22 protein-coding genes are annotated in these 24,154 nt (G+C 71.2%); 6 read left to right on the top strand and 16 right to left on the bottom strand.

Annotated features, from left to right (window positions below):
* Positions 1-212 precede the first annotated feature (212 nt).
* From OK345_RS11030 to OK345_RS11010, 5 genes are read right to left on the bottom strand one after another with little or no spacing between them, the layout of a single operon-like run.
* Complete coding sequence (locus OK345_RS11030) at positions 213-1,478, bottom strand: RNA polymerase sigma factor (protein ID WP_265128025.1); 1,266 nt, start codon at positions 1,476-1,478, stop codon at positions 213-215.
* Positions 1,479-1,524: 46 nt separating this feature from the next.
* Positions 1,525-1,881 (bottom strand): DUF1428 domain-containing protein, encoded by a 357-nt coding sequence (locus OK345_RS11025; protein WP_265128024.1) that lies wholly within the window; start codon positions 1,879-1,881, stop codon positions 1,525-1,527.
* Positions 1,882-1,911: 30 nt separating this feature from the next.
* Complete coding sequence (locus tag OK345_RS11020) at positions 1,912-2,316, bottom strand: VOC family protein (RefSeq protein WP_265128023.1); 405 nt, start codon at positions 2,314-2,316, stop codon at positions 1,912-1,914.
* A gap of 39 nt (positions 2,317-2,355) precedes the next feature.
* The gene (locus OK345_RS11015; protein ID WP_265128022.1) at positions 2,356-2,778 is read right to left on the bottom strand and encodes a VOC family protein; all 423 of its coding nucleotides are present in this window, start codon (positions 2,776-2,778) and stop codon (positions 2,356-2,358) included.
* A 27-nt stretch (positions 2,779-2,805) separates the two neighbouring features.
* A complete protein-coding gene (locus tag OK345_RS11010; protein ID WP_265128021.1) occupies positions 2,806-3,231 on the bottom strand; it encodes a YciI family protein in 426 nt (141 codons plus the stop codon).
* A gap of 307 nt (positions 3,232-3,538) precedes the next feature.
* On the opposite strand from OK345_RS11010, the gene OK345_RS11005 reads away from it, so the two are divergent.
* On the top strand, positions 3,539-3,913 hold the full coding sequence (locus OK345_RS11005) for a YciI family protein (RefSeq protein WP_265128020.1): 375 nt from the start codon (positions 3,539-3,541) through the stop codon (positions 3,911-3,913).
* A 127-nt stretch (positions 3,914-4,040) separates the two neighbouring features.
* On the opposite strand, the gene OK345_RS11000 is transcribed toward OK345_RS11005, so the two are convergent.
* Positions 4,041-6,125, bottom strand: a complete 2,085-nt coding sequence (locus tag OK345_RS11000; protein WP_265128019.1) for an NHL repeat-containing protein — start codon at positions 6,123-6,125, stop codon at positions 4,041-4,043.
* 124 nt (positions 6,126-6,249) lie between these two features.
* On the opposite strand from OK345_RS11000, the gene OK345_RS10995 reads away from it, so the two are divergent.
* Positions 6,250-7,788 carry a tetratricopeptide repeat protein gene (locus OK345_RS10995; RefSeq protein ID WP_265128018.1) on the top strand — a complete coding sequence of 513 codons (1,539 nt, stop codon included), beginning with the start codon at positions 6,250-6,252 and terminating at the stop codon, positions 7,786-7,788.
* A 39-nt stretch (positions 7,789-7,827) separates the two neighbouring features.
* Here the strand turns inward: OK345_RS10995 and OK345_RS10990 are convergent, their stop codons facing one another.
* A complete protein-coding gene (locus tag OK345_RS10990; protein ID WP_265128017.1) occupies positions 7,828-8,601 on the bottom strand; it encodes a lytic transglycosylase domain-containing protein in 774 nt (257 codons plus the stop codon).
* A gap of 134 nt (positions 8,602-8,735) precedes the next feature.
* On the opposite strand from OK345_RS10990, the gene OK345_RS10985 reads away from it, so the two are divergent.
* The gene (locus tag OK345_RS10985; RefSeq protein WP_265128016.1) at positions 8,736-9,053 is read left to right on the top strand and encodes an ASCH domain-containing protein; all 318 of its coding nucleotides are present in this window, start codon (positions 8,736-8,738) and stop codon (positions 9,051-9,053) included.
* Between the two features lie 68 nt (positions 9,054-9,121).
* On the opposite strand, the gene OK345_RS10980 is transcribed toward OK345_RS10985, so the two are convergent.
* The 5 genes from OK345_RS10980 to rssA all read right to left on the bottom strand — a co-directional run bounded on the left by OK345_RS10980 (position 9,122) and on the right by rssA (position 14,106).
* The gene (locus OK345_RS10980; protein ID WP_265128015.1) at positions 9,122-10,174 is read right to left on the bottom strand and encodes a chitinase; all 1,053 of its coding nucleotides are present in this window, start codon (positions 10,172-10,174) and stop codon (positions 9,122-9,124) included.
* Positions 10,175-10,515: 341 nt separating this feature from the next.
* Positions 10,516-11,475 carry a hypothetical protein gene (locus OK345_RS10975; protein WP_265128014.1) on the bottom strand — a complete coding sequence of 320 codons (960 nt, stop codon included), beginning with the start codon at positions 11,473-11,475 and terminating at the stop codon, positions 10,516-10,518.
* A 182-nt stretch (positions 11,476-11,657) separates the two neighbouring features.
* A complete protein-coding gene (locus OK345_RS10970; protein WP_265128013.1) occupies positions 11,658-12,629 on the bottom strand; it encodes a hypothetical protein in 972 nt (323 codons plus the stop codon).
* A gap of 147 nt (positions 12,630-12,776) precedes the next feature.
* Positions 12,777-13,055 carry a hypothetical protein gene (locus OK345_RS10965; protein ID WP_265128012.1) on the bottom strand — a complete coding sequence of 93 codons (279 nt, stop codon included), beginning with the start codon at positions 13,053-13,055 and terminating at the stop codon, positions 12,777-12,779.
* Between the two features lie 136 nt (positions 13,056-13,191).
* Positions 13,192-14,106 carry a patatin-like phospholipase RssA gene (gene rssA / locus OK345_RS10960; RefSeq protein ID WP_265128011.1) on the bottom strand — a complete coding sequence of 305 codons (915 nt, stop codon included), beginning with the start codon at positions 14,104-14,106 and terminating at the stop codon, positions 13,192-13,194.
* 195 nt (positions 14,107-14,301) lie between these two features.
* Between rssA and OK345_RS10955 the strand changes: the two genes are divergently transcribed.
* Positions 14,302-15,144 (top strand): class I SAM-dependent methyltransferase, encoded by an 843-nt coding sequence (locus OK345_RS10955; RefSeq protein WP_265128010.1) that lies wholly within the window; start codon positions 14,302-14,304, stop codon positions 15,142-15,144.
* Between the two features lie 317 nt (positions 15,145-15,461).
* Here OK345_RS10955 and OK345_RS10950 read toward each other — a convergent pair whose 3' ends face one another.
* From OK345_RS10950 to OK345_RS10940, 3 genes are all read right to left on the bottom strand, one after another.
* Positions 15,462-15,944: a DUF6644 family protein gene (locus OK345_RS10950; protein ID WP_265128009.1), complete on the bottom strand. Its 483-nt coding sequence runs from the start codon at positions 15,942-15,944 to the stop codon at positions 15,462-15,464.
* A complete protein-coding gene (locus OK345_RS10945; protein WP_265128008.1) occupies positions 15,941-16,342 on the bottom strand; it encodes a DUF6152 family protein in 402 nt (133 codons plus the stop codon). The genes OK345_RS10950 and OK345_RS10945 overlap by 4 nt, the downstream gene beginning before the upstream one ends.
* Before the next feature lie 156 nt (positions 16,343-16,498).
* Positions 16,499-17,893 carry a tetratricopeptide repeat protein gene (locus OK345_RS10940; protein WP_265128007.1) on the bottom strand — a complete coding sequence of 465 codons (1,395 nt, stop codon included), beginning with the start codon at positions 17,891-17,893 and terminating at the stop codon, positions 16,499-16,501.
* A gap of 138 nt (positions 17,894-18,031) precedes the next feature.
* Between OK345_RS10940 and OK345_RS10935 the strand changes: the two genes are divergently transcribed.
* Positions 18,032-19,285, top strand: a complete 1,254-nt coding sequence (locus OK345_RS10935; protein WP_265128006.1) for a glutamate carboxypeptidase — start codon at positions 18,032-18,034, stop codon at positions 19,283-19,285.
* A 484-nt stretch (positions 19,286-19,769) separates the two neighbouring features.
* The gene (locus OK345_RS10930) at positions 19,770-21,128 is read left to right on the top strand and encodes a hypothetical protein (protein ID WP_265128005.1); all 1,359 of its coding nucleotides are present in this window, start codon (positions 19,770-19,772) and stop codon (positions 21,126-21,128) included.
* Between the two features lie 223 nt (positions 21,129-21,351).
* On the opposite strand, the gene OK345_RS10925 is transcribed toward OK345_RS10930, so the two are convergent.
* The gene (locus tag OK345_RS10925) at positions 21,352-24,051 is read right to left on the bottom strand and encodes a bifunctional diguanylate cyclase/phosphodiesterase (protein ID WP_265128004.1); all 2,700 of its coding nucleotides are present in this window, start codon (positions 24,049-24,051) and stop codon (positions 21,352-21,354) included.
* Between the last annotated feature and the right edge of the window lie 103 nt (positions 24,052-24,154).

Genomic DNA, 24,154 nt, shown 5'->3' with positions numbered 1-24,154 from the left:
GCGAGGCGTAAGACGGGCATGTTTATGCAGGTTCATCCGGGGCTCCTGGGGGCTGGGTTGGCTTCGCAACCTCCATCTTCCAGAGATGCCCCGGATGAACAACCTACTGAGAGATCACAGCTAGGCGGCCCAAGACTATCCATCCAGAGACCGGGTTTGCCGTGCAGCGGCTCACATATCGGGACACATCACGACCGCCCCGCCGCGGCAATTCAACGGGTGTCTCCCAGCCCCGCGGCACGGGCCAGCAGGTGCGCCTTCTCGCGGGCATTGCCGGTCAGCGCGGCGGCGTGCTCGAACTCGGCGCGCGCCTCGCGCAGGCGGCCCAACTGCTGCAGCAGGTCGCCGCGCACCGCCGGCAGCGGCGCGTAGCCGCGCAGGCGCGGGTCGTCGCCGAGGGCTTCCACCAGAGCCCAGGCGGCCGCCGGACCTTCGGCGCGGGCCACGGCCACGGCGCGGTTCAACTCGACCACCGGCGACGGCTGCACCTGCGCCAGCCGCGCGTACAGCGCGGCGATGGCGGCCCAGTCGGTATCGGCGGCGCGGCGCGCGCGCGCATGGCATTCGGCAATGGCCGCCTGCAAGGCGTACGGCCCGTCCTGCCCACCCAGCCGCCAGGCCTGCTGCAACGCCGCCTGGCCGCGGCCGATCTGCAGCCAGTCCCAGCGTGCGCGGTCCTGCTCCGGCAGCAGGATCGGACTGCCGTCCGCGGCGATACGCGCCTTCGTGCGCGAGGCCTGCAGTTCCATCAGCGCCAGCAGCCCGAACACCTCGGCATCGCGCGGCAGCAGCCCGCACAGCACCCGTCCCAGCCGCAATGCCTCCTCGCACAGCGCCGGGCGCATCCAGTCGTCGCCGGCGCTGGCCGAATAGCCTTCGTTGAAGATCAGGTACACCACTTCCAGCACCGACTCCAGGCGCGTGCCCCACTCGGCCTTGCGCGGCACCTCGAACGGCACCTGCCGGCTGGCCAGGGTGCGCTTGGCGCGCACGATGCGCTGGGCGATGGTGGGCTCGGGCTGCAGGAACGCGCGCGCGATCTCGTCGGTGCCCAGCCCGCCGAGCAGGCGCAGGGTCAGCGCCACCCGCGCGTCGGCCGACAGCAATGGATGGCAGGCGACGAACACCAGCCGCAGCAGGTCGTCGCCGATGTCGTCCTCCACCCAGCGCTCGTGATCGGGCATGGCGATCCCCTGGTACTCCGGCTCGTGCTCCAGCACCGCATGCTTGCGCGCGTGCAGCTGGCGCTGGCGCAGGCGGTCGATGGCGCGGCGTTGCGCGGCGGTCATCAGCCAGGCCGCCGGGTTGTCGGGAATGCCGTCGTCCGGCCAGCGCTCCAGCGCCGACACCAGCACGTCCTGCGCCAGTTCCTCGGCTGCGCCGACGTCGCCCAGCATCCGCGCCAGGCGCGCGATCAGCCGCGGCGACTCCATGCGCCACAGGGTGTCCAGGGTCCGCTGCAGGTCGGGTCCGTTCATCGACCGCGATCACAGCATCGCGGCCGGGCCGGCGCAAGCGGCAGGCTCAGAAGGCGACGATCGGTTTGAAGCCGCCCCAGAACATGCGCCGCGTGTCGAACGGCATGTCCTTCGGCCCCAGTCCGGCGATGCGCGGGTCGGCCATCACCTTGCGGTTGATGCGGTCGCGCGCCGCCTTCGTGGCGAACACCACGAAGGCGAGGATCACCGTCTCGCCGGGCTTGAGCTTGACCGCCTGCGGGAACGAGGTGGACTTGCCCGGCTGCACGTCGTCGGCCACGCATTCCATGTACTGCAGCGCACCGTATTCCTTCCAGACCTTGCCGGCCTGGCGCGCCAGCCGCCGGTAGGCGGCAACGTTGGCTGCCGGGACCGGCAGCACGTATCCATCGACATAGCTCATCGTCGTTCTCCATCGGCGGCGGCGATCCGGTCAGCCGGGTTCGCCATCCATGTGCGCGATTTCCCACAGGTGGCCGTCCAGGTCCTGGAAGCCGCGCTGGTACATGAAACCGTAGTCGCGCGCCGGCTGCGGTTCGCTGGCGCCGGCGGCCAGCGCCTTGTCGACCTGCTCGTCCACCTGCCTGCGGCTCTCCGCCGACAGGCAGGTGATCACCTCGGTGTGGCCGTGCGCATCGACGATCGGCTTGAGCGTGAACTCCTTGAAGAAGGGTTCCACCAGCAGCATCACGAAGATGCTGTCGCTGACCACCATGCAGGCGGCCTTGTCGTCGCTGAACTGGGGATTGAAACCATAGCCCAGCGCGGCGAAGAAGCGCCTGGAACGCTCCAGGTCGCGGACGGGAAGGTTGACGAAGATCATCTGTGGCGTGGGCATGGCGGTGATTGCTCCAATGGGTCGGGGTGAAGGGCGGCGTTACATCGGCTTCATGCAGTTGACCATCCACGGCTTGCCGTAGCGGTCGATCAGGAAGCCCCAGCGCTGCGCCCAGAAGGTCTCGGCCAGCGGCATCTTCACCTCGCCGCCGTCGGACAGCGCCTTGAACACGCGTTCGGCCTCCTCCACCGTATCGACCTCGACGTTGATGGTGGTGGCGCTGCCGCCCTCTTCCGAGGGCGCATCGGCGGCCATCAGGATCGCGCCGCCGGCCTCGAGCTGGCTGTGCGCGACGTGGTCCAGCGTTTCCGGCGGCATCTCGCCGCAGCCTTCCATGCCCTCGCTGGGCGGCATGTCGCGGTACTTCATCTCCGATACCACCTTGCCGCCGAGCGCCTGCGCGTAGAACGCCATCGCCTCGTGGGTCCGGCCGTCGAAGCCGAGGAACGGGATCAGTTTCATGGGAATGCTCCAGGTTGTGGATGTGGGTCAGTCGGGGTTGCCGATGCGGTCGCGCAGACGCTGTTCCTGCTCGCGTAATTCAGGGGTGAAGGCCTCGCCGAAGTCGTCCATGCCGAACACCTGGCGCAGTTCCACCTGCTCCTCGCCGCTGGCGCCGAACGGCGCGCGCTTGAGCCATTCGATGGCCTCGTCCAGCGAACGCACCTGCCACAGCCAGAACCCGGCGATCAGCTCCCTGGTTTCGGCGAACGGGCCATCGATCACCGAGCGGCGGTCGCCGTCGAAGCGCACCCGCACGCCGCGCGAACTCGGATGCAGGCCCTCGCCGGCGAGCATGATCCCGGCCTCGACCAGTTCCTCGTTGTACCTGCCCATGGCCTCCAGCTCGGCGTGGGTGGGCATCTGCCCGGCCTCGCTGGCGGCGGTGGCCTTCACTATCACCATCACTTTCATCGTTCGCTCCGTTTCCGAGGCGGCCCTGTGGTGGGCCTTCACTCATCACGACGAACGCAGGCGGCGGAAATCGACACGCGGCGGATTTTTTTTTTTGCCCGGCCGCGAAGGGCCGTCGTTGCCCCGCTGTCGCGACTGGCGTCGCTCCCACCACCGGCCGTGGGGCCCTTGTAGGAGCGACGTCAGTCGCGAGCGTTTCGAACAGCAACGGAGCAATCCGCGAATGCGCTGCCGCAGCGCAACAACCCCCGTGGCCGGCGCCCATGCGGCAGAATCGGGCCTTCGCCCGAACCCTCGCGGGGGCCAGATGCAGTTCCTGTTGCTGATCTATATCGACCCGGACCTGCTGCAGGCGCTGCCTGCGGCCGAGTACGACACCTTGATGCGCGGCTGCCTGCAACATGCCGACGAGCTGCAGCGGCAGGGCACGCTGCTGCTGGCGCAGCAGCTGCAGCCGCCGGCCGCGGCGCGGACGCTGCGCACGCGCGAACGGCAGGCGCGCGTCACCGACGGCCCGTTCGCCGAGACCAAGGAGATCCTGGCCGGCTTCAACCTGATCGAGGCCCGCGACCACGACGAGGCGATGCGCATCGCCCACGAGTTCCCCTGGTCGCGCTACGGCAGCATCGAGGTGCGTCCGCTGCACGACATGGACGCCGAGCGGGCGCGGGTCGGCGCCTGAGGCCTGGAGCGGCCGCAGAACCGTTGCCGTCGTCCCTGCGCGGGCGGGTCTCCGGGGCCGTGCATTTCCCCCGGTGGAAGCCGCCGGGGCCGTGCCTGCGCGGGTACGACGAATCCTGTCGGCGTACTCATTGCAGGGTGATCGGCAGCTCGCGCCCGGCTTCGGCCTCGTTGCCGCTGTAGTCGCGGGCGGTGATGCGCAGGATGTAGTCGCCGGCCGGCAGTTCCGAGGGCTGCCACAGGCCGGTGGCCAGCAGGCCGTCGCGCACGGTGTTGGTCAGCACGTACTGGAAACGGGTGACGGCGCTGCCGTGCACGGTGATGCCGCTGTCCGGCGCGTAGGCCGCCTTCACCGCCTCGCCCTGCGGCGGCATGCGGTTGAATTCGATGTTCATGCGCGGCGCCTCGTAGCCCGGCAACGGCGTGCCGCCGGCGTCGAGGACCTGGTAGCCCAGCGCGTACAGGCCCAGCCGCCGGCGCGGCAGGTTGCGGTCCACCTGGTCCCAGGCCTCGACCACGATCTGCACGCCATCGCCTTCACGCGGCACCAGCAGGCGCCCGCCCAGCCGCTGCGCCAGCCGCCGGTCGTGGGCGTCGAGCAGGAAGATGTCGTCGATCTTCGGCCGGTAGTGGTCGGCGTAGTTGGCGAACCCCAGCCGCACTGCGTTGCGCTCGTAGCCCGACGGCCCCACCGCCAGGTGCACGTGCGCCTGGTTGTTGATGCTGCCCAGGGCGTCGCCGGCGCGGAAGCGGGTGCCACGGCGCACGCGCACCCGCTCCAGCTTGCCGGCCTCGTCGTACAGCAGCTGGAAGCGCGGATCCAGCGGACGGTTGCCGGGGTCGCGCCCGACCTTCATGTGGATGTAGTCCAGCATGTCCAGCGACAGCCCTTCGGCCTGGCCGCCGAGGCTCCAGGTCGCCACCGGGCTGCTGACCTTGGCGTCGGCGATGGCCAGCACGGTCTGGCCGACGTCGCCGCGCACGTCGAAGCCGCTGTGCAGGTGGTTGCGGTTCTCGCCGCGGAAGTTGCCGCGCACTTCGCCCAGGGTGCCGACCACCTCGTGCCAGCCCAGCTGCGGGTGCAGCGGCCAGCGCCCGGCGGTGCGCGGCAGCGGATTGTCCGGCGACGGTCCGACCACCGCCGGTGCCGGCGCCTGCCCGGGCGCCAGCGGCGCCAGGCGATGCAGCCGGTGGCTGCCGGCGTCGCTGACCAGCACGCTGCCGTCGGGCGCCAGCGCCACCGCCGCCGGGCGCGCCAGCCGCGGCGCGGGATCGCCGCCGGCCAGCGCCACCACGTGCCCGCCCGCCGACAGCTGCACCACCCGGCCGCTCAGGCGCTCGCCGACGTAGAGCACGCCGTCGTGGGTCGCCGCCAGCGCCATCGGCCCCCACAGCTGCCGCGGCTGGTCGGGACCGCCGATGCGGGTGCCGACCGTGCCGTCCGGATCCAGCGTGCGGATCGCGTCGTTGCGCAGGTCCGCCACCCACAGCCGGCCGTCCGCGGCGACGGCCAGGTCGGTGGGGGTATCGAAACGCGCTTCGTCGCCGCGCCCATCCACATGGCCGGGGCGCTCGCCGCCGGCCAGCGTGCGCACGCGGCCGTCGGGCTCGATCACGCGGATGCGGTCGTTCCAGGTATCGGCCACGTACACCCGCCCGGCATCGTCCACCGCCACGCCCATCGGTCCGTCGAACCGCGCCTGGCGGCCGATGCCGTCGGCGAAGCCCGGCTCGCCGTTGCCGGCCAGGGTGCTGACCTGCCCCTGCGGGGTGACCTTGCGGATCGCGTGGTTGCCGGTGTCGGCCACGTAGAGGTTGCCGCTGCGGTCCAGCGCCAGCCCCGACGGCGTGTGGAAGGCCGCCGCCGCGCCGAGGCCGTCGGCGAAGCCTTCGACGCCACCGGCCAGGGTGTCGACCCGGCCGTCGAGCCAGAGCCGGCGGATGCGGTTGTTGTCGCCGGCATCGGCCACGTAGACCGTGCCGGCGGCATCCATGACCAGGCCATAGGGGTCGGCGAAGCGCGCCTGCGCGGCGGCGCCGTCGGTGTTGCCGGCGATCCCGTCGCCGGCCAGCAGCGACAGCTGCCCCTGCCATCCCAGCGGCGTCGGCGCCGGGCCGGTCGGCGCCGGCACCGGTCGCGGCAACAGGAAAGTCGCCGCCAATGCGGCCGCCACCGCCACGATCACCACCCCCACCCCAAACTTGCGGTTCATGCACGTCCGTATCGATCCAGGACTGCGCACGATAGACGCTCGTCCCATCCGGCGGAACCGCCATCGCTTGTGCCGCACCGCCGGTGCCGCTTCAATGGCGGCCACTCCATCCGGCATCGATCCCTTGGCTCCCATTCCCGGTTTCCGTCCGCTGGCCACGCTGCTGGCCGCCATCGTCCTGGGACTGCCGGTCGCAGTCGCCGCCCAGCCCGCCGCCAACGACAAGACCCTGTCGCGCAACGCGATGCCCAGCGGGCACTGGCGCCGGGAACTGCCGGCGATCGAGGCGCTGTTCGACAGCGGCCGGTTCGCCGAGGCCGACGCCCGGCTGGCCCGGGCCCTGGACGACCACCGCTTCGCCGGGCTGGACCCGGGCTTTCAGCACGACCTGCTGGCCCTGGCCGGCTCGACCGCGATACAGCTCGAGCGCAACGACCGGGCGCTGGCCCTGTACCAGCGCGCGGTCGCGGCCGATCCGGACGTGGCCTACGACTGGTACCTGCTGGCCGCGCTGGAAGCCGACCGCGGCAACCTGGAGGCGGCGGCCGCGCACATGACCCGGCGCGTCCAGCGCTGGCCGGACTCGCTGGACGAGATCGACGAGCTGCTCGTGTTCCAGATGATCAACCAGCTCGAACCGTTGCCTGCCGCCCGCCGCTCGCTGCTGCAGGCGCTGTTCGACGCCCGCTGGCAACCCAAGGGCATCGAGCCCGCGGGCGCCTGGCTGGAACTGGCCGTGCTGCAGCTGCAGGACGACGACAGCGGGCGGGTGCGCGCCACCCTGGCCCGCATCGACACGCCCATGGAGCTGGTGCGGGTCCGCGCGGACCGGCGCTTCGATGCGTTCATCGAACGCACCTTGCCCCGCTTCGATCCGTCGCTGGCCGCGCGCAGGCACCTCGATGCGATGCGGGTCAGGAACCTGCTGCAACCGGAGCGGATGGCGGTGCTGATGGAACTGAGCTACGCCCTGCTCACCGTCGGCGACGACGAGGAGGTGCTGCGCATCTCCGAAGCGGTCGCCGCCTCGCTGGTCGATCCGCGGATGGCGGCCGCCTACGAAGACCTCGAGGATTTCGTCTGGCTGCTCAACAACCGCGCGATCGCGCTGCGCCGCCTGGGCCGGACCGACGAAGCGGTGGCCACGCTGGAAACCGCCAGCCGGCTCAGCGAACGCGGCGATCCCAACGTCAGCCAGGTACTGAACCTGGCCATGCTGTACGCCGGGCTCGGCCGGGCCGACGAGGCGCTGGGCATCCTGGCTTCGGTCGGGCAGATGAGCGATTACGGGCGCAGCGTGCAACAGCTGGCGACCCTGCGGGCGATGATGCTGCGCGGCGACGGCGACGGCATCGACCAGGCGCTGGCGCAGCTGCACGAACTGCGGCACGCGGCCCCGCAGAACCATCTGTGGGGGCTGGTCGTGGCCGAGCGGATGGACGAGGCCGAGGCGACCCTGGTCGGATTGCTGCAATCGCCGCAGGAGCGCAACGCGACGCTGGCCGAACTGCAGGACTACCGGCGTCCGCCACCGCTGCCGGCGGACATCGCCACGCATGCGCGCTGGCAGCAGTTGCGGGCACGCCCTGCGGTACAGGCCGCCCTGGCGGAGGTGGGCCGGATCGAACGGTACGACATCCACAGCGGCCATTCGATGCGCTGACCGGGAGACGCCCTCCGCAATGGAAGACGGTACCCGGCCTCATCGTGCCGGCCGCTCCGGCGCGGTCCCCAGCGCCACGCGATAACGCGCGTACAACGACAGCACCTTGTCGATGTAGCCGCGGGTCTCGGCATAGGGCGGCACTCCGCCGTACTGCGCGACCGCGCCGATGCCGGCGTTGTACGCGGCCGCGGCCAGGGTGCGATCGCCGTCGTAGCGTTGCAGCAGCGACTGCATGTGGCGGGCGCCGGCCAGGATCGACTGCGAGGGCGAGAACGGATCCTGCACCCCGTACTCGGCGGCGACCTCGGGCATCAGCTGCATCACGCCCTGCGCGCCCTTGGGCGATACCGCGGTCTCGTCGAACGCACTCTCGGCGTGGGCGATCGCCCGCAGCCAGGCATCGTCCACGCCCGTGGTCCGCGCCGCGGCACGGAACTGCCGGGCATGGCGGTCCAGCCGCGGCGGCCCCACCTCGCCCAGTCCCGCATGCGCCGGCTCGCCCGGCGGCGTGACCACGGTGAACCGCAGGTACACCCGCGATCCGGGCAGGTTGCGCGTGGAGTAGACCAGCGCACCGTCCTGCTCGCGTTCGTACAGCACGCCGCTGAACACGCCGAAATCCCCCCACAGGTTCGGCAACTGCACCGCATCGTCGTCCAGCGTCAGCGCCTTGCAGCGCGAACCCGGCTCCGGCGCGGTCGCCAGGCTCACCGTGCCGCCCTGCACGCAGCGGTAGATGGTGCGCGCGGCCACCGCCATCGACGGCAGGCACAACATCAGGGCGATACCCGGCAGCAGTCTCCGGCGCATGTCCGCCGCTCCCTTCCTCGCATGGACGCGGCGCGATCGTGGGCCCGGCCCTGCAAAGCCGGGGTGACGAACAGCGAGGAAGGCCACAGGCGGTGTCGCCGCACAGCGCGGAAGACAGCCCACAATGGCCCACGATGACCCTGCCCGAGCCGCCGATACTCGAGTTCCGCAACCCGGTGTTCCTGCCCGGCCGGAACACCAGCGTGCGCCGCGGCGGCCGCTGGCACGGAATACGGGAAGCCCGCCTGCGCCTGGCCGATGGCCACCTTTCGCCGCCACGCCCCCTGCGCACCGAACTCAAGCCGTTCGCCGCGCTGACCGGGGCCGACCTGCAGTACGAGCATGACCCGGGCTGCCGGAGCGTGGCCGGGCTGCTCGCCGAACTGCAGCGGCTGTATCCCGGCTTCAGCGCCGGGGAGGACGTCACCCTGGTGCACTTCACCCTGGAGTGAGCGGCGGACGCGCGCCCCGCGCTGGCCCGGACCCGCGCAGCGGCCCGGCATCCGCCGACGCAGCCGGTTCAGCGCTCCCGCGCCGCCCGCAGGTGCCCGCCGACCGGGCCGGAGAACGTCCGCTGGTCGACCACATCCCAGTTGATCGACCACGCCATCACCCCGCGGAAACCGGGATGGGGCTGCCGCGGCGCCACGCTGTCGCAACCCCGGGCGGTGGTGAGGCAATCGAAGGCGCGGTTGATGTCGTCCGCACTGGCCTGGCCGTTGTTGGCCGCGCGCGGCCCCGACGGCAGCGCCAGCGCCACCTGGTCGGCGCGCAGGCCTGCGAAGTGCCCGCCCTGGCCCTGCTCCAGCGGGAAACCTTCGATCAGCATCTTCGCCGAGGCCACCATCATGTCCACGCTGCCGCCGGGGAACGGCTCCTCGCGGTAGGGCGTGGGCAGGCCGCCGTTGTTGTAGAGCTGCACGTGCAGCAGGTCGAGTTCGTCGCGCAGGCCGTCGATCAGCGGCAGGTAGGCGCCCCAGATATCGCGCATCGCCACCCAGCCGCCCTGCACGTACGGGTGCTCGGGCGCCATCGACACGTACAGGTTCGGGTACATCGCGTGCAGCCGCTTCACCGCCGAGACCAGATGGCCGACCACCGGGGCGCCGTGGACCACGCCGGCGATCTTCTCCAGGTCGATGTCGATGCCGTCCAGGCCGAACGCATCGATGGCCTGCGCGGTGGTGCGCACGAAGTTGTCCTCGTCGCGCTGCGTATCCAGCGTGACCGTACCCAGTTCGCCGCCGAAGGACAGCGCCACGATCTTGCCGGCAGCGCGCTTGGCGGCGATGTCGGCGACCAGGCGCTCCCGCTCCAGGCCCGGGTCGGGGTTGAAGGCGATGCGGCCCTCGCCCATGTCGTCGGCGAAGGCCAGCACGATCACGTCCCAGGCCTCGTCCACCTCGCCCACCGGCAGCAGCCCGGTGCCGTTGTCGAAGTTGTGCAGGTAACCGACCAGCGCATGCCGCGGCAACGCATGGCTGTGCCCGGGCGCGACACCGGCACCCACGGCTTCGGCATGGACGACGGAACTGCACGCCCACAGGCAGGACAACAACGCGATCGCCTTCATGAGTTTCCTGTTCGAACTGGAGGAAGCCTCATTCTAGGCAGCCGCAGTACGCCGGTTCAGCGGAACGATGCGATGTCCGCGCAAGTTGTCCCACCGTGGCCCCGCCCGGAACCGCGCCCGGTCATGGCTGCCGGCATCGCGGCCGCACACGCGCCAGCATGGCGACAGGCAACCGGCGATGCAGCTGCCGCGCCGGCCGCGCGGTGTCCTCCCGTTCGCCGTCGTTTGCCGTCGGCAGGACACGCACATGCCGCATGCGGAACGTGCTCGCCGGAAACGGACAGGTCGCGGATCATGTGCGCTCCGTGCGGGCGTACGGCGCATGGCGACCCCGGACCGGCTCAACCACCGCAGCCGGCCATCTTCTTCTCCGCGTACCACAGCGCGCGTCGCGCCAGGTCGTAGGCGCTGTCGGCCGCGCGCGGCAGCGTATGCGCGGCCATCACCGGATCGGCGCCATGCGCATAGGCGTATTCGACGCGTTGCAGCTCGTCCAGAGGCGCCAGCACCGGCGCCATCCACGTACGCAGCTGCGCTGGCGCGCAGCGCGGATGGCGCGATTCCAGCGCGCCGATCGCCGCACGGATGCGGCGACTGGCCTCGCCCTCGAGGCCCGGTGCCTTCTCGAAGGCGATGGGCGCAACCGGTTCGGCATCGCCGCTCGCCTCGCGGCCGAGGTCGGCACGGCGTTCGTGCAGCGCCGGATTGAAGCGTACTTCCGGCGGCGGCCGCGCATCGGCATGCTGCACGTCGTCGCCGTAGATCCAGCGCTGTGCCCGCGATTGCCGGGTACCGGCTGCGCTGCGCGAGAACAGATCGGCCGTGGCCCGTTCGCCCACGCCGCGCGCCAGCGGGTCGCGCCGCTCGAACACCGGCGACCCCGGCGTTCGCAGGACGGAACCGGCATCGGTCGCAGCATCGGGTATTTGCACGCGACCGTCCTCGTCGAACAACCGCTGCGACCCGTGCGGTGGCGTTGTCAGCGGCGGGGCTGCAGGCGGCGGGATGGCGATCGGCGGCACACCGCCCACCGGGGCATCCGGCGACTGCCGGCGTGGCTGTGCATCCATCGGCACAGGTGCAGCCGGTGGCACCCGGGCGACGAAGCGCAAGCGCATGCGTTGTTCCGTTCCCGACGGCGATGCCTGCGGCATCTGCAGCAACAGTTGCCCCAGCAATGCCAGCATTGCGGCTGCCACCAGGCACCCGCTGACGCGGGCCATCGTTTCACCACCGGGATCCCTTCTGCGCACGCCACTCCCTTGCCCCGTCGGAACGCCCCCTGCGGAACCGCAGGCCACCACAGATGGCCGATCGCGCTACTGACCGGCATTCGGGTACCGAGTTCCCGACAAGCCGCCACTGGCACCGTCGTTCCCTTCAGAACCCCGCGCCTTTCCCGGATCGTGCATTGTCGCTGCGCGGTCGCTTGCCGGGCATGCGGCATGTGCACCGCCGCCGGGCACCGGCGTGCCGGAATGGCTCAACCACCGCAGCCGGCCATCTGCTTCTCCGCGTACCACAGCGCGCGTCGCGCCAGGTCGTAGGCGCTGTCGGCCGCGCGCGGCAGCGTGTGCGCAGCCATCACCGGATCGGCACCGTGCGCGTAGGCGTACTCGACCCGCTGCAGTTCGTCCAGGTGTGCCAGCACCGGCGCCATCCAGGTACGCAGCTGCGCCGGTGCGCAGCGCGGATGGCGCGACTCCAGCGCGCCGATCGCCGCACGGATGCGGCTGCTGGCCCCGCCCTTGAGGTCCGGCGCCTTCTCGAAGGCGATCGGCGCGGCCTTGTAGGCATCGCCGGTCGCCTCGCTGCCGAGGTCGGCGCTGCGCTCGTGCAGCGCGGGATTGAAGCGCACCTCCGGCGGCGGTCGTGCGACCGCCGGCTGGATGTCGGCGCCGAAGATCTTCTCGTTCAACTTCTTCATCTGCCGGCCGATGGCCTGCTGGGTGACGTCGGCGACGTCGCCGTCGCTTATCCAGTCCTTGGCGAAACGGGTGGGCTCGTGCTCCAGCGCACGGGGACGTTCCAGCAGTTGCCGGGCGCGGCGCAGTTCGCGTTCGTTCGGCAGCCCCGGCGGCGCGGTCGCTCCCGGGTCCAGCGGATCGACCGCCACGCCCGTGGGCAGGCGCGGCTTTCCCTGCGCGTCGTACAGTCCGGACGCCGGGGCCAGCGTGGCCGGCGCCCCTGCGACAGCGGTCGCGCCGCGTGACCCTGGCGACGGAGACGAGGCGGCGGGCATCGGCGGCGATGGCGATGCGGGTACCGGCAGCGGTTCCGGTTCGACCGCATCCATCCGTACCAGGAAACGCAGCGCCATCCGCCCATCGTCGGCCGGCGACGGCAGTTCCGGCAGGCGCAGCAGCATTTTTCCCAACAGCAGCAGCATCGCCGCCGCGGCGACCATGGCGCCCAGCTGCGCTACCGGCTCGGCATCGAATTTCGGTTTCAGCATGCCGCCCCAGGAAAGTTCATCTATGCGTGCCGGGAGTTCCGTCGACTCCCGAAGACTGCGCCCAGGCCGTTGACCGGGAACTGACTGCGGGCGGGCTGCGGAGTTCCCGCGGTCCGGCGCCGGCGATACCGGGACCGCGCTTTCCGTTCATGTCGGCACCGGCGGCGGGTGGAAAACAGCGGCACGGCCGCCGGCGAGCCGCCAGCGCTGGAACATTTCCGGAACGGATCCCTGCAGCAGATCCTGTCGCCGCTTCCGCGGGACGCTTTTCGACAGCCGCATGGGGGTCAGGGCGGAAAGAAACCGCGTCAGCGCAAAGTGCTGGTCGCCCGACACCCTGATGCGATGATCCCGCCGGAAGTCGCCGGGTGCTCGGCTGTGACCAGCCATGCGGCAGCCGAAGACCCCTCGGCTGCCGGAAAGCATTGCGCGTGGACGCCGGCTGTCGGCAGCCAAAGCCGGAATGCTCCCACCATTGCGCGGAACGCCATGCCGCAGCGACGTGCCACACCCACGCCCGCACGGTTCCCGGCCATGCCGGGGAACCGCGACTGCGCACGGCTCAGCCGTCGGCGGTGGCCGCGGCGCAGTGCAGCTTCAGCGACGGCAGGTCCACTTCGACCGCACGCCGGCCGGCCTCGATGCCTTCGGCGGCGCGGTGGAAATCCAGCAGGCCGATGTCGGCCACCTGCGGGCGCAGTAGTACTTCCGGCGGATCGCCGGCCATGCGGCTGCGGGTGATGCGTACCTGCATGATGTCGATGCTGGTGCTGACCACGCTGAGCAGCGACGGCAGGCTGGGTTCGGTACGCGCCGAGGAGGACAGCAGCCCGCCCACGCTGGCCTGCAACCGCCGCAGCCATTCGTGGCCGCCCGGCTCGGCCGGCTTCGCCTCCGATGGCCGCAGGTTGCGCCCGAGCAGTCCGGACGCCAGGTCCACCGCGATGACGATGTCGGCCTCCATCGCCCGCGCCAGCGAGACCGGCACCGGGTTGACCAGGCCGCCGTCCACCAGCAGCCGGCCCTCGTGATGGACCGGCGTGAACAACGCCGGCAACGCGATCGACGCGCGCACCGCGTCGATCGCGGAGCCGCTGCGCAGCCACACCTCGGCGCCGGTCTGCAACACGGTGGCGGTGGCGGCGAAGGGAATGGCCAGGTCCTCGATCTGCGCGTCATTGAAGCGGTTGCGCAGGAAGTCCATCAGCCGCACGCCCTTGAGCACGCCGCCGCCGAACTGGAAATCCATCAGCGACATCACATCGCGCGGCGTCAGCGTGCGCACCCAGTCCTCGAACGGGCCGAGCTGGCCGCCCGCATGGACCGCGCCGACCAGCGCGCCGATCGAGGTGCCGGCGATCACATCCGGCCTGATGCCGTTCTCCTCCAGTGCGCTGATGACGCCGATATGCGCCCAACCGCGGGCCGAACCTCCGCCCAGGGCCAGGCCGATGCGGGGTTTGCAGGGTGTATCCATCATCTGTTCCAGTGCGTCGCCATTGCCTGGATGATGCCGCAGTCGCGCCCGCTCCTGCGCCCCGGCGTGCGCGGCGCGGACATGATCGCCGACGCCAAGGCGCGCCGCGACGACCGGCGTGGGTTAGGATTCAGCCCCTTTTCCCTGCGTCCGGAACGATCCGCTGCCTGCGGCTCCCGCCGGACCGTGCCGCCCGTGAGCCATTATTCCGGTCCCCTCCTCACCCGCCCGCTCGCCGATGCCCTGCTGGCCGCCCGCGACAGCGGCGCGGCGACGTGGAACGCTTCGCTCGACCTGGACCGCAGCAGCAGCGAAGCCCGCCTCGACGCCGACCGCTGGCACTGGCACGGGCACGCCTATCCGTATCCGCAGCGGCTGAAGGAGCGCACGATCTACTACTGGGACGGCGGGGAATTCGCCGCGATCTCGCGCTTCGGCAGCGGCCTGATCAAGCTGGTGCCCACCGAGTGGGGCGCGCCGACCTTCGAGATCGACGGCATCAAGATGCTGCCCAGCGCGCAGCTGTCGCCGTTCGAGGACGCGCGCCGCAAGGTGGCACTGGTGGAGCCGCGCGGCCGGACGCTGCTAGACACCTGCGGTGGCCTGGGCTATTTCGCCGCCTGCTGCCTGGAGGCCGGCGTGGCGCGGCTGCTTTCGTTCGAGAAGAACCCGGACGTGCTGTGGCTGCGCACGCTCAACCCATGGTCGCCCGACCCGGATTCGGCCGACGCCGGCGGCCGCCTGCAGCTGACCCATGGCGACGTGTCGCAGGCCATCGTCGGCCTGGCCGACGATTCGGTGGATGCGATCCTGCACGATCCGCCGCGTTTCGGCATCGCCGGCGAGCTGTATTCGCAGGCGTTCTACGACCAGCTGGCGCGGGTGCTGCGCCGCGGCGGCCGGCTGTTCCACTACACCGGCACGCCGAACAGGCTCACCAGCGGCCGCGACGTGCCGCGCGAGGTCGCGCGGCGACTGGGGAAGGCCGGCTTCAAGCCGCAACTGGCACTGGACGGAGTGTTGGCGACGCGGCGCTGAGCCGCAACCCGCACGGCCTTCGCCCCGGGCCGAACCGCCGGCAGGAAGACGGCAAGCGAAGGCGCGCGACCAAGCCGCGCGCCGCGACGCAGGCGTACGGCACCGTGCAGCCGGCCGCGTCCATCCGCGCCGGTCCGAGTTCGTCCAACTGCCACCACATGCCATGCCGGCGCTGCGCGCCGCGCACCACCGGAGCGACGAAGCGCGGCCGGCTGTCGGCGACCATCGCATCCACCGGCGCATCGCGCGGCTGCCCGCTGTGGCGGCACCGGAGTCCGGCCGTGCGCCGGATCGCCATCGCCTCCGGTGTGCCGGACTCAGAGGAAGCCGATCCAGCGGCCCGCCACCAGCGTGGCCAGCCACAGCAGTGCCGATACCGCGGCCAGCGCGCGTACCCCGGCCGGCACCGGAACCGGGAGCGCATTCCAGCCCCTGGCGTTGCGCAGCAGCCGGTGCTGGGCCGCCACGTTGGCCAGCGCCAGCCCGAGCAGCAGCAGCTTCCAGCGGAACGCCGCATTGCCCAGGTAAGCCTGCGGCTGCACGCTGAACAGCCACAGGCCGGTGGCGATGGCCAGCGCCAGGCCCAGCGCCGCCACCCGGATCGCCGCCGGCGCCAGCACCGCCAGCTGCGCGGGCGCCCTGGCCATGGCCAGCCGCAGGTCCAGCGGCAGCATGCTGCCCAGCAGCAGGGCGATGCCCAGCAGGTGCGCGGCATTGACGAACAGCCAGGCGGTGCCCGAGCCCTGCAGCCAGCGTGCGCCGGGCCAGGCCTGCAGCCAGTCGGCCACCGCCGCGGTCACGGCGTCTTCAGGCGCTCGGGATACAGGTCGTAGTGGCGGCCGTCCAGGGTGATGCGCACCGCCTTCATGTGCTGCTTGCCGGCATCCTTGTTGCGGTTGCCCAGCACGACGATGCGATCGCCCGGCCGCGCGCTGTCGGCACGGAAGCCCGAGCGTTCGGTCTGCGAGGGATTGCCCAGGTCGATCTGCCACGCACTGCCGTCGTCGGCCTTCACCTGCAGCCGCGGATGCGGCGGCGCCATCGAGACCGACTCGACCGTGCCTTCCAGCGTGCTCTGCGCCTGCTCGGCCCAGTCCCAGCCATGGTGCGCGGACGCCATGGCCGCCGCGCCGGCGATGGCCAGCCCCGACAGCCACGCCATCCAGCGCCTGCGCCCGGCGCCGATGATCGGATTCATGCCGTTCTCCTCCGCTTGCGCGCCCTCAGCGGCGCCCTGCCCGCGATGGTCGGGCCACGGCCATATGGCTTTTGTGAAGCCGGCGGCGTCCCCGCGCAGCGGGCCTGTCCGGGGCATGCCCGTCGCCTGCGCTGCGCGAGGCGCCGGTGCCCGGCGTCAAGGGGCCGGCAGCGGCGTGCCGACCGGCTGCAACGCCAGTGCCAGGGTGCTGCCGCGGCGGGACAGCGACAGCGGCAGGTCGTAGTTGGGGAAACTCAGCACCAGCAGCGCCCGCTGCTGCAGCAATGCGTACAGCTCGTCGTCCACCGGCATCTCGAAACGCGCGCAACCGCGGTCGTCGACCTCGCCGCGGATCGACAACCGCTCGATCCTGCCCGGCCGGGTGAACGCTCCCAGACGCCACCGCGAGCCTTCGCCGATGTTGTAGGCGGCACCGTGCGACTGGCTCAGGCCCAGGCCGCAGGCGTCCAGCAACAGCGTGGCGCCGGCCTGCGGCGGCAGCGCCGGCAATGCCTGCCGGGTTCCGGCCAGGAACCGCCCCCATCGCACGCGGTCGGCGATCCGGCCCAGCTTCCACTCCCCGTATGCAGGCTCCGGTTGCAACGCCCGCAACCGCTCGATGCCGTGCTCGAGTGCGGCCGGGTCGTCCTCCGATTCCAGTTGCTCCAGCAGCAGGTCGAACGCCTTGCGCCGGGCCGGTTCCACGCCCAGCTCCGCCGCCTGCTGGTAGTGCGACAGCGCCAGCTTGCGGTCGCGCGCCTCCCTGCCAAGGCCCTGGCCCGCCATCTCGCCCAGGTGGAAGTGCGCCACGCCCTGCTGCCGCTGCGCACCCTGCTGGAAGGCCTCCCAGGCACCGGCGTAGTCGCGGTCGTTCAGCAGCAGCGCGCCGTAGTTGGTCCAGGAAACCCCACTGCCCGCATCCATGCCCTTGCGCAGCCATACCAAAGCCTGTTCGCGCAGGTCCGCCATTTCCTCCTGCTCCAGGCCGCCGCCCAGCGCCATCAGGTAGGCACGCACGTACTGCCGGGCCGCGTCCTCGCGGCAATCCTCGCCGGGAGCTTCCTCGCAGGCGCGTACGTAGTACGACGCCGCGGTCCGTGCACCGTCGATGTAGGCCGGCAGGCCGAAGCGCGACAACGCCTCCGGAGGCGTATGGGCCCGTCCCAGGTTGTACAGGGTGGGCGTCTTCAGGCCGCGGCCCAGCGCTTCCTCGAGCAGATCGATGGCCTTGCCGATCTCGCCGGCCTCCAGTGCCATCATCCCCAGGTTGTGGCTTGCCCGCGCCGATCCCAGCGAGCGCGCGCGCTGATAGTGGAGCCGCGCCGTGGCCTCGTCCGCCTCGACGCCGCGGCCGAGGTGATAGGCCTTGCCCAGCAGGAACAGCGCGTCGGCATCGTCCTGCAGGGCGCGCTCGTGCGCCTGCGCGAAGAACCGGTCGTGCTTGCCCTGCTCGAACAACCGCTCCAGGTCCGGTTCCCTGGCGGGCGCCGCAGCACACGCGGCCGCCAGCAGGCAGGTCAGCAGGATTCTCCCTTCCAGACGCATCGACATTCCATCCATTCCCCTTGTGCGAACCCGGCATTGTAGAGCGTGCGCGGCTCCACGCCGGCCATGCCGGTGGCTCGGCTGGCGCCGGTGCGGCCGAACTGAGACCATCGCACCGGGACATCCCGATAGGAGATCCATGCAATGTTCCCGAAATCCATCGCCATCCTGCTCGCCTGCTGCATCGCGCCCGCCTGGGCGCAAACCGCCGTCGTGCGCGACGACGCGCTGCTCGCCGCGGCCACTGCGGAAGCCCCGGCCACGCTGGCCACGCTCGAGCGCCTGGTCGACACCGAGACCGGTACCGACGATGCGGTCGGCATGGCCGAGATGAGCGACCTGCTGGAAAAGCAGCTGCAGGCGCTCGGCTTCTCCGTCACCCGCCACCCGACCACCGGCGCGCGCGTGGGCGGCGCCAGCGTGGGCGAGAACATCGTCGGCCGCCTGCGCGGCGATGGCGGCAGCAACCTGCTGTTGATGGCGCACATGGACACCGTGTACACCCGCGGCAGCCTGGCGCTGGCGCCGTTCCGGGTCGACGGCAACCGCGCCTACGGCCCCGGCATCGCCGACGCGAAGTCGGGCATCGCCGTCATCCTGCATGCGATCAAGCTGCTGCAGGATCGTGGATTCGGCGATTTCGGCACCCTCACGGTGCTGTTCAACACCGACGAGGAGCAGGGCTCGGCCGGCTCCAGCGCGCTGATCGAGAAGCTGGCCGGCGAGAGCGATGCCATCTTCTCGTTCGAGCCGACCGGCATCCGCCCCGAAGGCCTGACCTACGGCACCTCCGGCATCGGCTCGGTGGTGGCCACCGTCAGCGGGAAGTCGGCGCACGCCGGCGTCGCCCCGGAACTCGGCGCCAATGCGCTGGTGGCCGCCGCCGATTTCGTCCAGCGCACCACCGACCTGGACCAGGGCCCCGGCAAGCTGCGTTTCAACTGGACCGTGGCCCGCGCCGGCGCGGTGCGCAACATCGTCCCGGACAGCGCCACGCTGGAAGCGGACGTGCGCTACCCGACCAACGCCTCGTTCGAGGCGCTGGTGGCGGATGTCGCGCAGCGCGCGGCCGAACCGGGCATCGAAGGCACCCGCATCGAGATCGCGACCGACCCCGGCCGCCCGGCCTTCACCGCCGACGACGCCAGCAAGGCCCTGATCGCCAGGGCCGTCGCCATCTACGGCAGCCTCGGCCACGAGCTGGCGGTGGCGCCGATCATCGGCGGCGGAACGGATGCCGCCTTCGCCGCGCGCTCGGGCAAGCCGGTGATCGAGGCACTGGGCCTGCCGGGCTACGGCTACCACACCAACGACGACGAGTACGTGCTCGTCGATGCGATCCCGCGCCGGCTGTACCTGGCCGCCCAGCTGATCATGGACGTCGCCCGGGAAAAGTAGGGATGCCCGGCAGGACCCGTCATCCCCGCTCAGCGCCTTCCGACAGTCGGGGGCTTCTGCCGAAGAGTTCTTCAACAGTCGAGTGGCGGGTCGTGGCGGGAAGCGTTCTTCCACGATCCGCAGGCTGGTCATCCAGCACCCTGGTCTTTTCCCGGCCAGGGCCGCGGGAGCCAGGGCAGAGGCAGCGGCTGGCCCGCCAATGCCGTTGCCGACATGGCGGGCATGGCCCCGTCGCCGGCATCGGCGCCGTGCCGAAGCCGAACGCATCGGCGATCCGGGTCCCGCATGTTTTCCGCATTGAACGCGCTCGCTTCCTTTGCCGGCGCCCGCGTCGGCGGCATTGGCTGCGATGTTCCCTCGAGCGCGGTCCACGCATCTCCCTTGGCACTCGTCCCGCGCAGACGGCACACCGGCGCATCCGGACAAGCACCGCAAACTGCGGCTGGGGCATGATGGCCGCCCTCTCCGTTCCCGTGGCCGCCGGATGAGTCTGCTGCACCCGTTCCTGTTGATGCTGGCCATCGTGGCGCTACCGCTGGCCGCGGCGCTGTCGGCCGCCCTGCTCGGCCGCCTGCTGATGTACCTGCAGCGGTTGCTGCGCCCGGTGCGGGCACAGGACAGCGCCGACGTCCGCACACGGGTTCGGCCAGCGCGACCACCGCGGCGGGTACCGGCAACCGATGCTCCTGCGCTGCTGCCGCCGCACTGGAACTGGGTGGTGCTGGCGGCGGCGATCGCGGGTTTCTCCGCCGTGATCGTGAGCTTCCCCGACAAGGCGGAACTGCACCATCACCTGGACAAGCTGCGGGGCTATCCCTCCACCCGCATCGCACTCGAGCTGCGACAGGACAGCCCCGCCGACCGCGCGGCGCTAGTGCGGGTGCTGACGCCTACCCTGCAGATCGCCTCGCGGCAGATCCGCTATCGCGTGCGCAGCCGCAGCGGCGATTACACCCTGCGCGCGGAAGTCCCCAGCCATTACCGGTTCCACGACGGCCAGATGCAGATCGCCGCCGGCGGCATCATCGCCGGCGACCGGCTCGCCGTCCTCGAAACCGGCCTGCAGGCGGTGGCCCGGTTCCCGCGCATGTCGGACGTGCCCGAACGGGTTACGGCCACGCTGCAGGTCGGCCCGCAGCAGATCCCGCTGGAACTGCTTCCGCATACCGTCGAATTGAGCGGACAAGCCGGGGGCCTGGCGACGCCCGGATCACGCAACCGGGTACCGCAATGCCACCTGCAGATGCGCGGCATCTTCTCCACCAGCGCATTCCCGCTGTTGTTCCTCGCCGGCCAGCTCGGCGGCGGCGGCAAGCCGCTCGGCACGTTGACGCTGGCCGAAGCACCGCCACTGCGGGACAGCGTCTATCGCGTGACCGGCATGGCGCCGGTGCCCGGCAAGGACGGGCGCACCGTCCAGGAGCTGCCGGACGATCCGTTCCGCATGTACGCCACCGTCCGCCTGCATCCACCCGGCTTCGATCCGGCGCGCATGGACTGCGACACCGCGCTGCCGCGCCGCACCGACCCGGCGCTGATGGCGGCGGCGATGCTGCAGCTCTTCCCCGGGCTGGAAGGACGCGTGAAGGCGGCGACTGTCCAGACCGCCGGCAGCTTCTCGCCCTGGTGGAACCGCGGCTGGACGGCGGTGCCGCCACGGCAGCGCGGCGAAGCCGGCCGCGAGCGCTGCAGGTGGGAGAACGACCGCCGCCTGCGCCTGCAGCTCGAACGGATCCGCGCCGGTTGCGACAACCCGGCAAACGCGGACGACACCTGCGCCGTTCTGGCCGAACGCGAGAAACAGCTGCTCGCCGCGGAAAACGGCTCGCGCGAATGCATGTAGGAGCGACCTGAGTCGCGACGGGGCTTTCCCGGCAATGCCCCGTCGCGGCTCAGGTCGCTCCTGCAGTTGCCATACGGTTGTTCCCGACGGCAGCGGCACGCCGCATTCAATCCTCCCCCGGAGCATGCGGCGCGACGGTCGAGCGCCGCCGCGAAGCGCGGCAGCAACGTCGTTCGCGGAAACGGAAGCGACACCCGCACGGCAACGCGGGTGCCCGCACCGGCTAGGCGCGGCGCGGGATGCGTCCGTGGTCCTCGCGCTGGAACAGCACCCGCTCGGGACGATGCAGGGCGAAACCCTGGGCATAGTCCACCCCCAGATCGCGCAGCACCGCCAGGCTGTTCTCGTCGTCGACCCACTCGGCTACCACCTTCAGTCCGCGCTGGTGGCCGATCCGGGTCACCGCATCGACGATGATCCGGCTCATCGGATCGCGGCCCAGGTCGCGGACGAAGCTGCCATCGATCTTGATGACGTCCACCGGCAGGTTCTTCAGATAGCCGAACGAGGACATGCCGGCGCCGAAATCGTCCAGCGCGATCCTGCAGCCGACCGCACGCAGGCGCTCGATCACCCGCACCACGCGCAGCAGGTCGCGCACCGCCACCGTCTCGGTGATCTCCAGGCACAGCTGCTGCGCGGGCACGGCGTACTCGTCGATCGCGGCGAGGATGAAATCGGCCAGCCCCTCGTCCTCGATGCTGGCCCCCGACAGGTTGATGGCGCAGGTGCCCAGCTGCGCGCCGCTGGGATGCAGCCGGGCGAAGTTGGCCAGCGCCGCGCGGATCACCCAGCGGTCCACCGCCGGCATCAGCCCGTAGCGTTCGGCGGCGGTCAGGAACGCGCCGGGCAACACCACGCCGCCCTCCTCGTCGCGCATGCGCAGCAGCAGTTCGATGTGCTTCGCCTTGCACTGCGCCGGGTCCAGCGCCACGACTTCCTGGTAATCCAGCAGCAGGCGGTCCTGCTCCAGCGCCCAGCGCAGGCGGTTGGTCCATTCCATTTCGCCCATGCGGCGCGTGGTGTCGTCGTCCTCGCGATACACCCACACCCGGTTGCGGCCATTCTCCTTCGCCTGGTAGCAGGCGCTGTCGGCCCACGCCAGCAGGTCCTTGAGCGTGCAGCCGTCGCGATCGACCATCACCAGGCCGATGCTGGCGCTCGCGGTGTAGGTGCGGTCCTGCCAGAGGAAGGCCACGCTTTCGATGCAGCAGCGCATCTGCTCGGCCAGCGCGGCGGCCTGCTCCGGATCCACGTCGAACGCCAGCAGCCCGAACTCGTCGCCGCCGAGCCGCGCCAGCAGGTCGCCGTCGCGCAGGTGCTGGCGCACCGCATGCACCAGCTGCACCAGCAACTGGTCGCCGGCCATGTGCCCGGAAAGGTCGTTGATGAGCTTGAACTGGTCCAGGTCGATGTACAGCAGCGCGAACGGGGCGGCGGCGGGGTTGCCGGCGCGCTCGGCCAGCGCCAGGCGCAGCAACCGCTCGAACTCGCGGCGGTTGCGCAGCCCGGTGAGTTCGTCATGGGCGGCCTGGTAGCGCAGCCGCTCGGTCATCTCGCGCTGGGCGCTGGTGTCGGTGGCGACCATCAGCAGGTGCGGCGCCGCGTCCACCTCGACCCCGGCGAGCGAGGCGTTGGCCCAGAACCCGGCGCCGGTACCGGACACGATCACCGTTTCCTGGCTGCTCCAGCCGCCGTGGGTGGTAGTGGCCGCGATCGCCTGTTCGCCCTGTTGCCGGTCGGCGAACAGCGACACCAGCGCGCTGTCGACCACGCCGCCCAGTTGCTGGCGTGCGGCCTGGTTGGCGTAGGTGATGCGGCCATCGCGGCCGTCGGCCAGCAGCACCAGCGCCGGCAGCAGTTCGTTGAGCACCCGGAAGCGGGCCTCGCTCTCGCCGAAGCGCGCGCTCATGCGCCGCCCCAGCTCCACCGCGCGGCGATGGGTGGTGATCTGCGACCACAGGAACAGGGCCAGAAGCACGCTGATCGTGCTGCCGGCGATGACGATCAAGCGCAACTGCCCCCACTCGGCGATCTCCACGCGCGGCCACAGGCGCAATTCCCAGCGGCGGCCGCCGAAGTCCAGCTGCCGGACCTGCAGCGGAACCCCCGCCGCGGTCGCCGTCCCGGACGCGAACACCTGCTCCTGCCCCGGGGCCGCATCCAGGTCGCGGATGTCCACGTGCATGTGCTCCAGGATCCGGCCCTGCAGGGCCTCCCGCACCATCGGTTCCAGCCGCAGGCTGACCGCCAGCGCCCCCAGTTCGCGGGCCCGGCGCTCCTCCACGCTCGTTGGCCTGAGACCACGCGAGTACACCGGCAGGCGCACGGTGATGCCGAGCGCGGTGGCGCCACCCGCCTCCTCGAACTGCAGCAGCGGAAACGGCGCCGAGGCGGTCGGCACATCGGCATCACGGGCGCGCTGCAGCGCCTTCAGGTTCTCCGGCTGCTGGTTGATGTCGAACCCGAGCAGGACTTCGTTGCCCTGCAGCGGGGCGATGAATTCGTAGCGATAGCTGGCCTGCGCGGGCGCGGCCGGATCCGCTTGCCGGCGTGCGAAGCCGGTAAGCACATAGCCCTGCACCAGTTCCTGCGAACGCAGGTTCTGCTGGTACTGGACGAAGGCCTGCTGGTCCATGCGGTCGCTGGAAAGGAACACGGTCTGCATCGAACGCAGCGCCAGCGCGGCGCCTTCCAGCGAGTCGCGCATGCGTTCCTGCGCGGCGTCGGCCAGCGAGCGCTGCAGGGAGTCGGCATGCAATCGCTCCTGCAGCCATTCGCGACGCGCCATCTCCGCGGTGAGCAGCAACCCGGCCAGCAGCGCCGCCAGTGCCCAGGCCGAGGACGCGAGCAGGGGCGTACGCGCCGCGCCCGGCCCGGTGCCACCGTCCTGCTGCGCTCGCGTCGACTCCGGTACTGCCATGGCCCCTGCTCCTCGGCGGCGACGATGGACCAACGGAAGATCCGTGCCCCGCCAGGCGCTCTGGCCCGGAGAGGTCGATATCGCGCGTCATCCCGGCCGCCTG

Source organism: Xanthomonas chitinilytica (genome assembly GCF_026107455.2).
GTDB lineage: Bacteria > Pseudomonadota > Gammaproteobacteria > Xanthomonadales > Xanthomonadaceae > Stenotrophomonas > Stenotrophomonas chitinilytica.
Note: the sequence above shows the minus strand (reverse complement) of the source record. Positions and strands in the feature narration are given on the sequence as shown.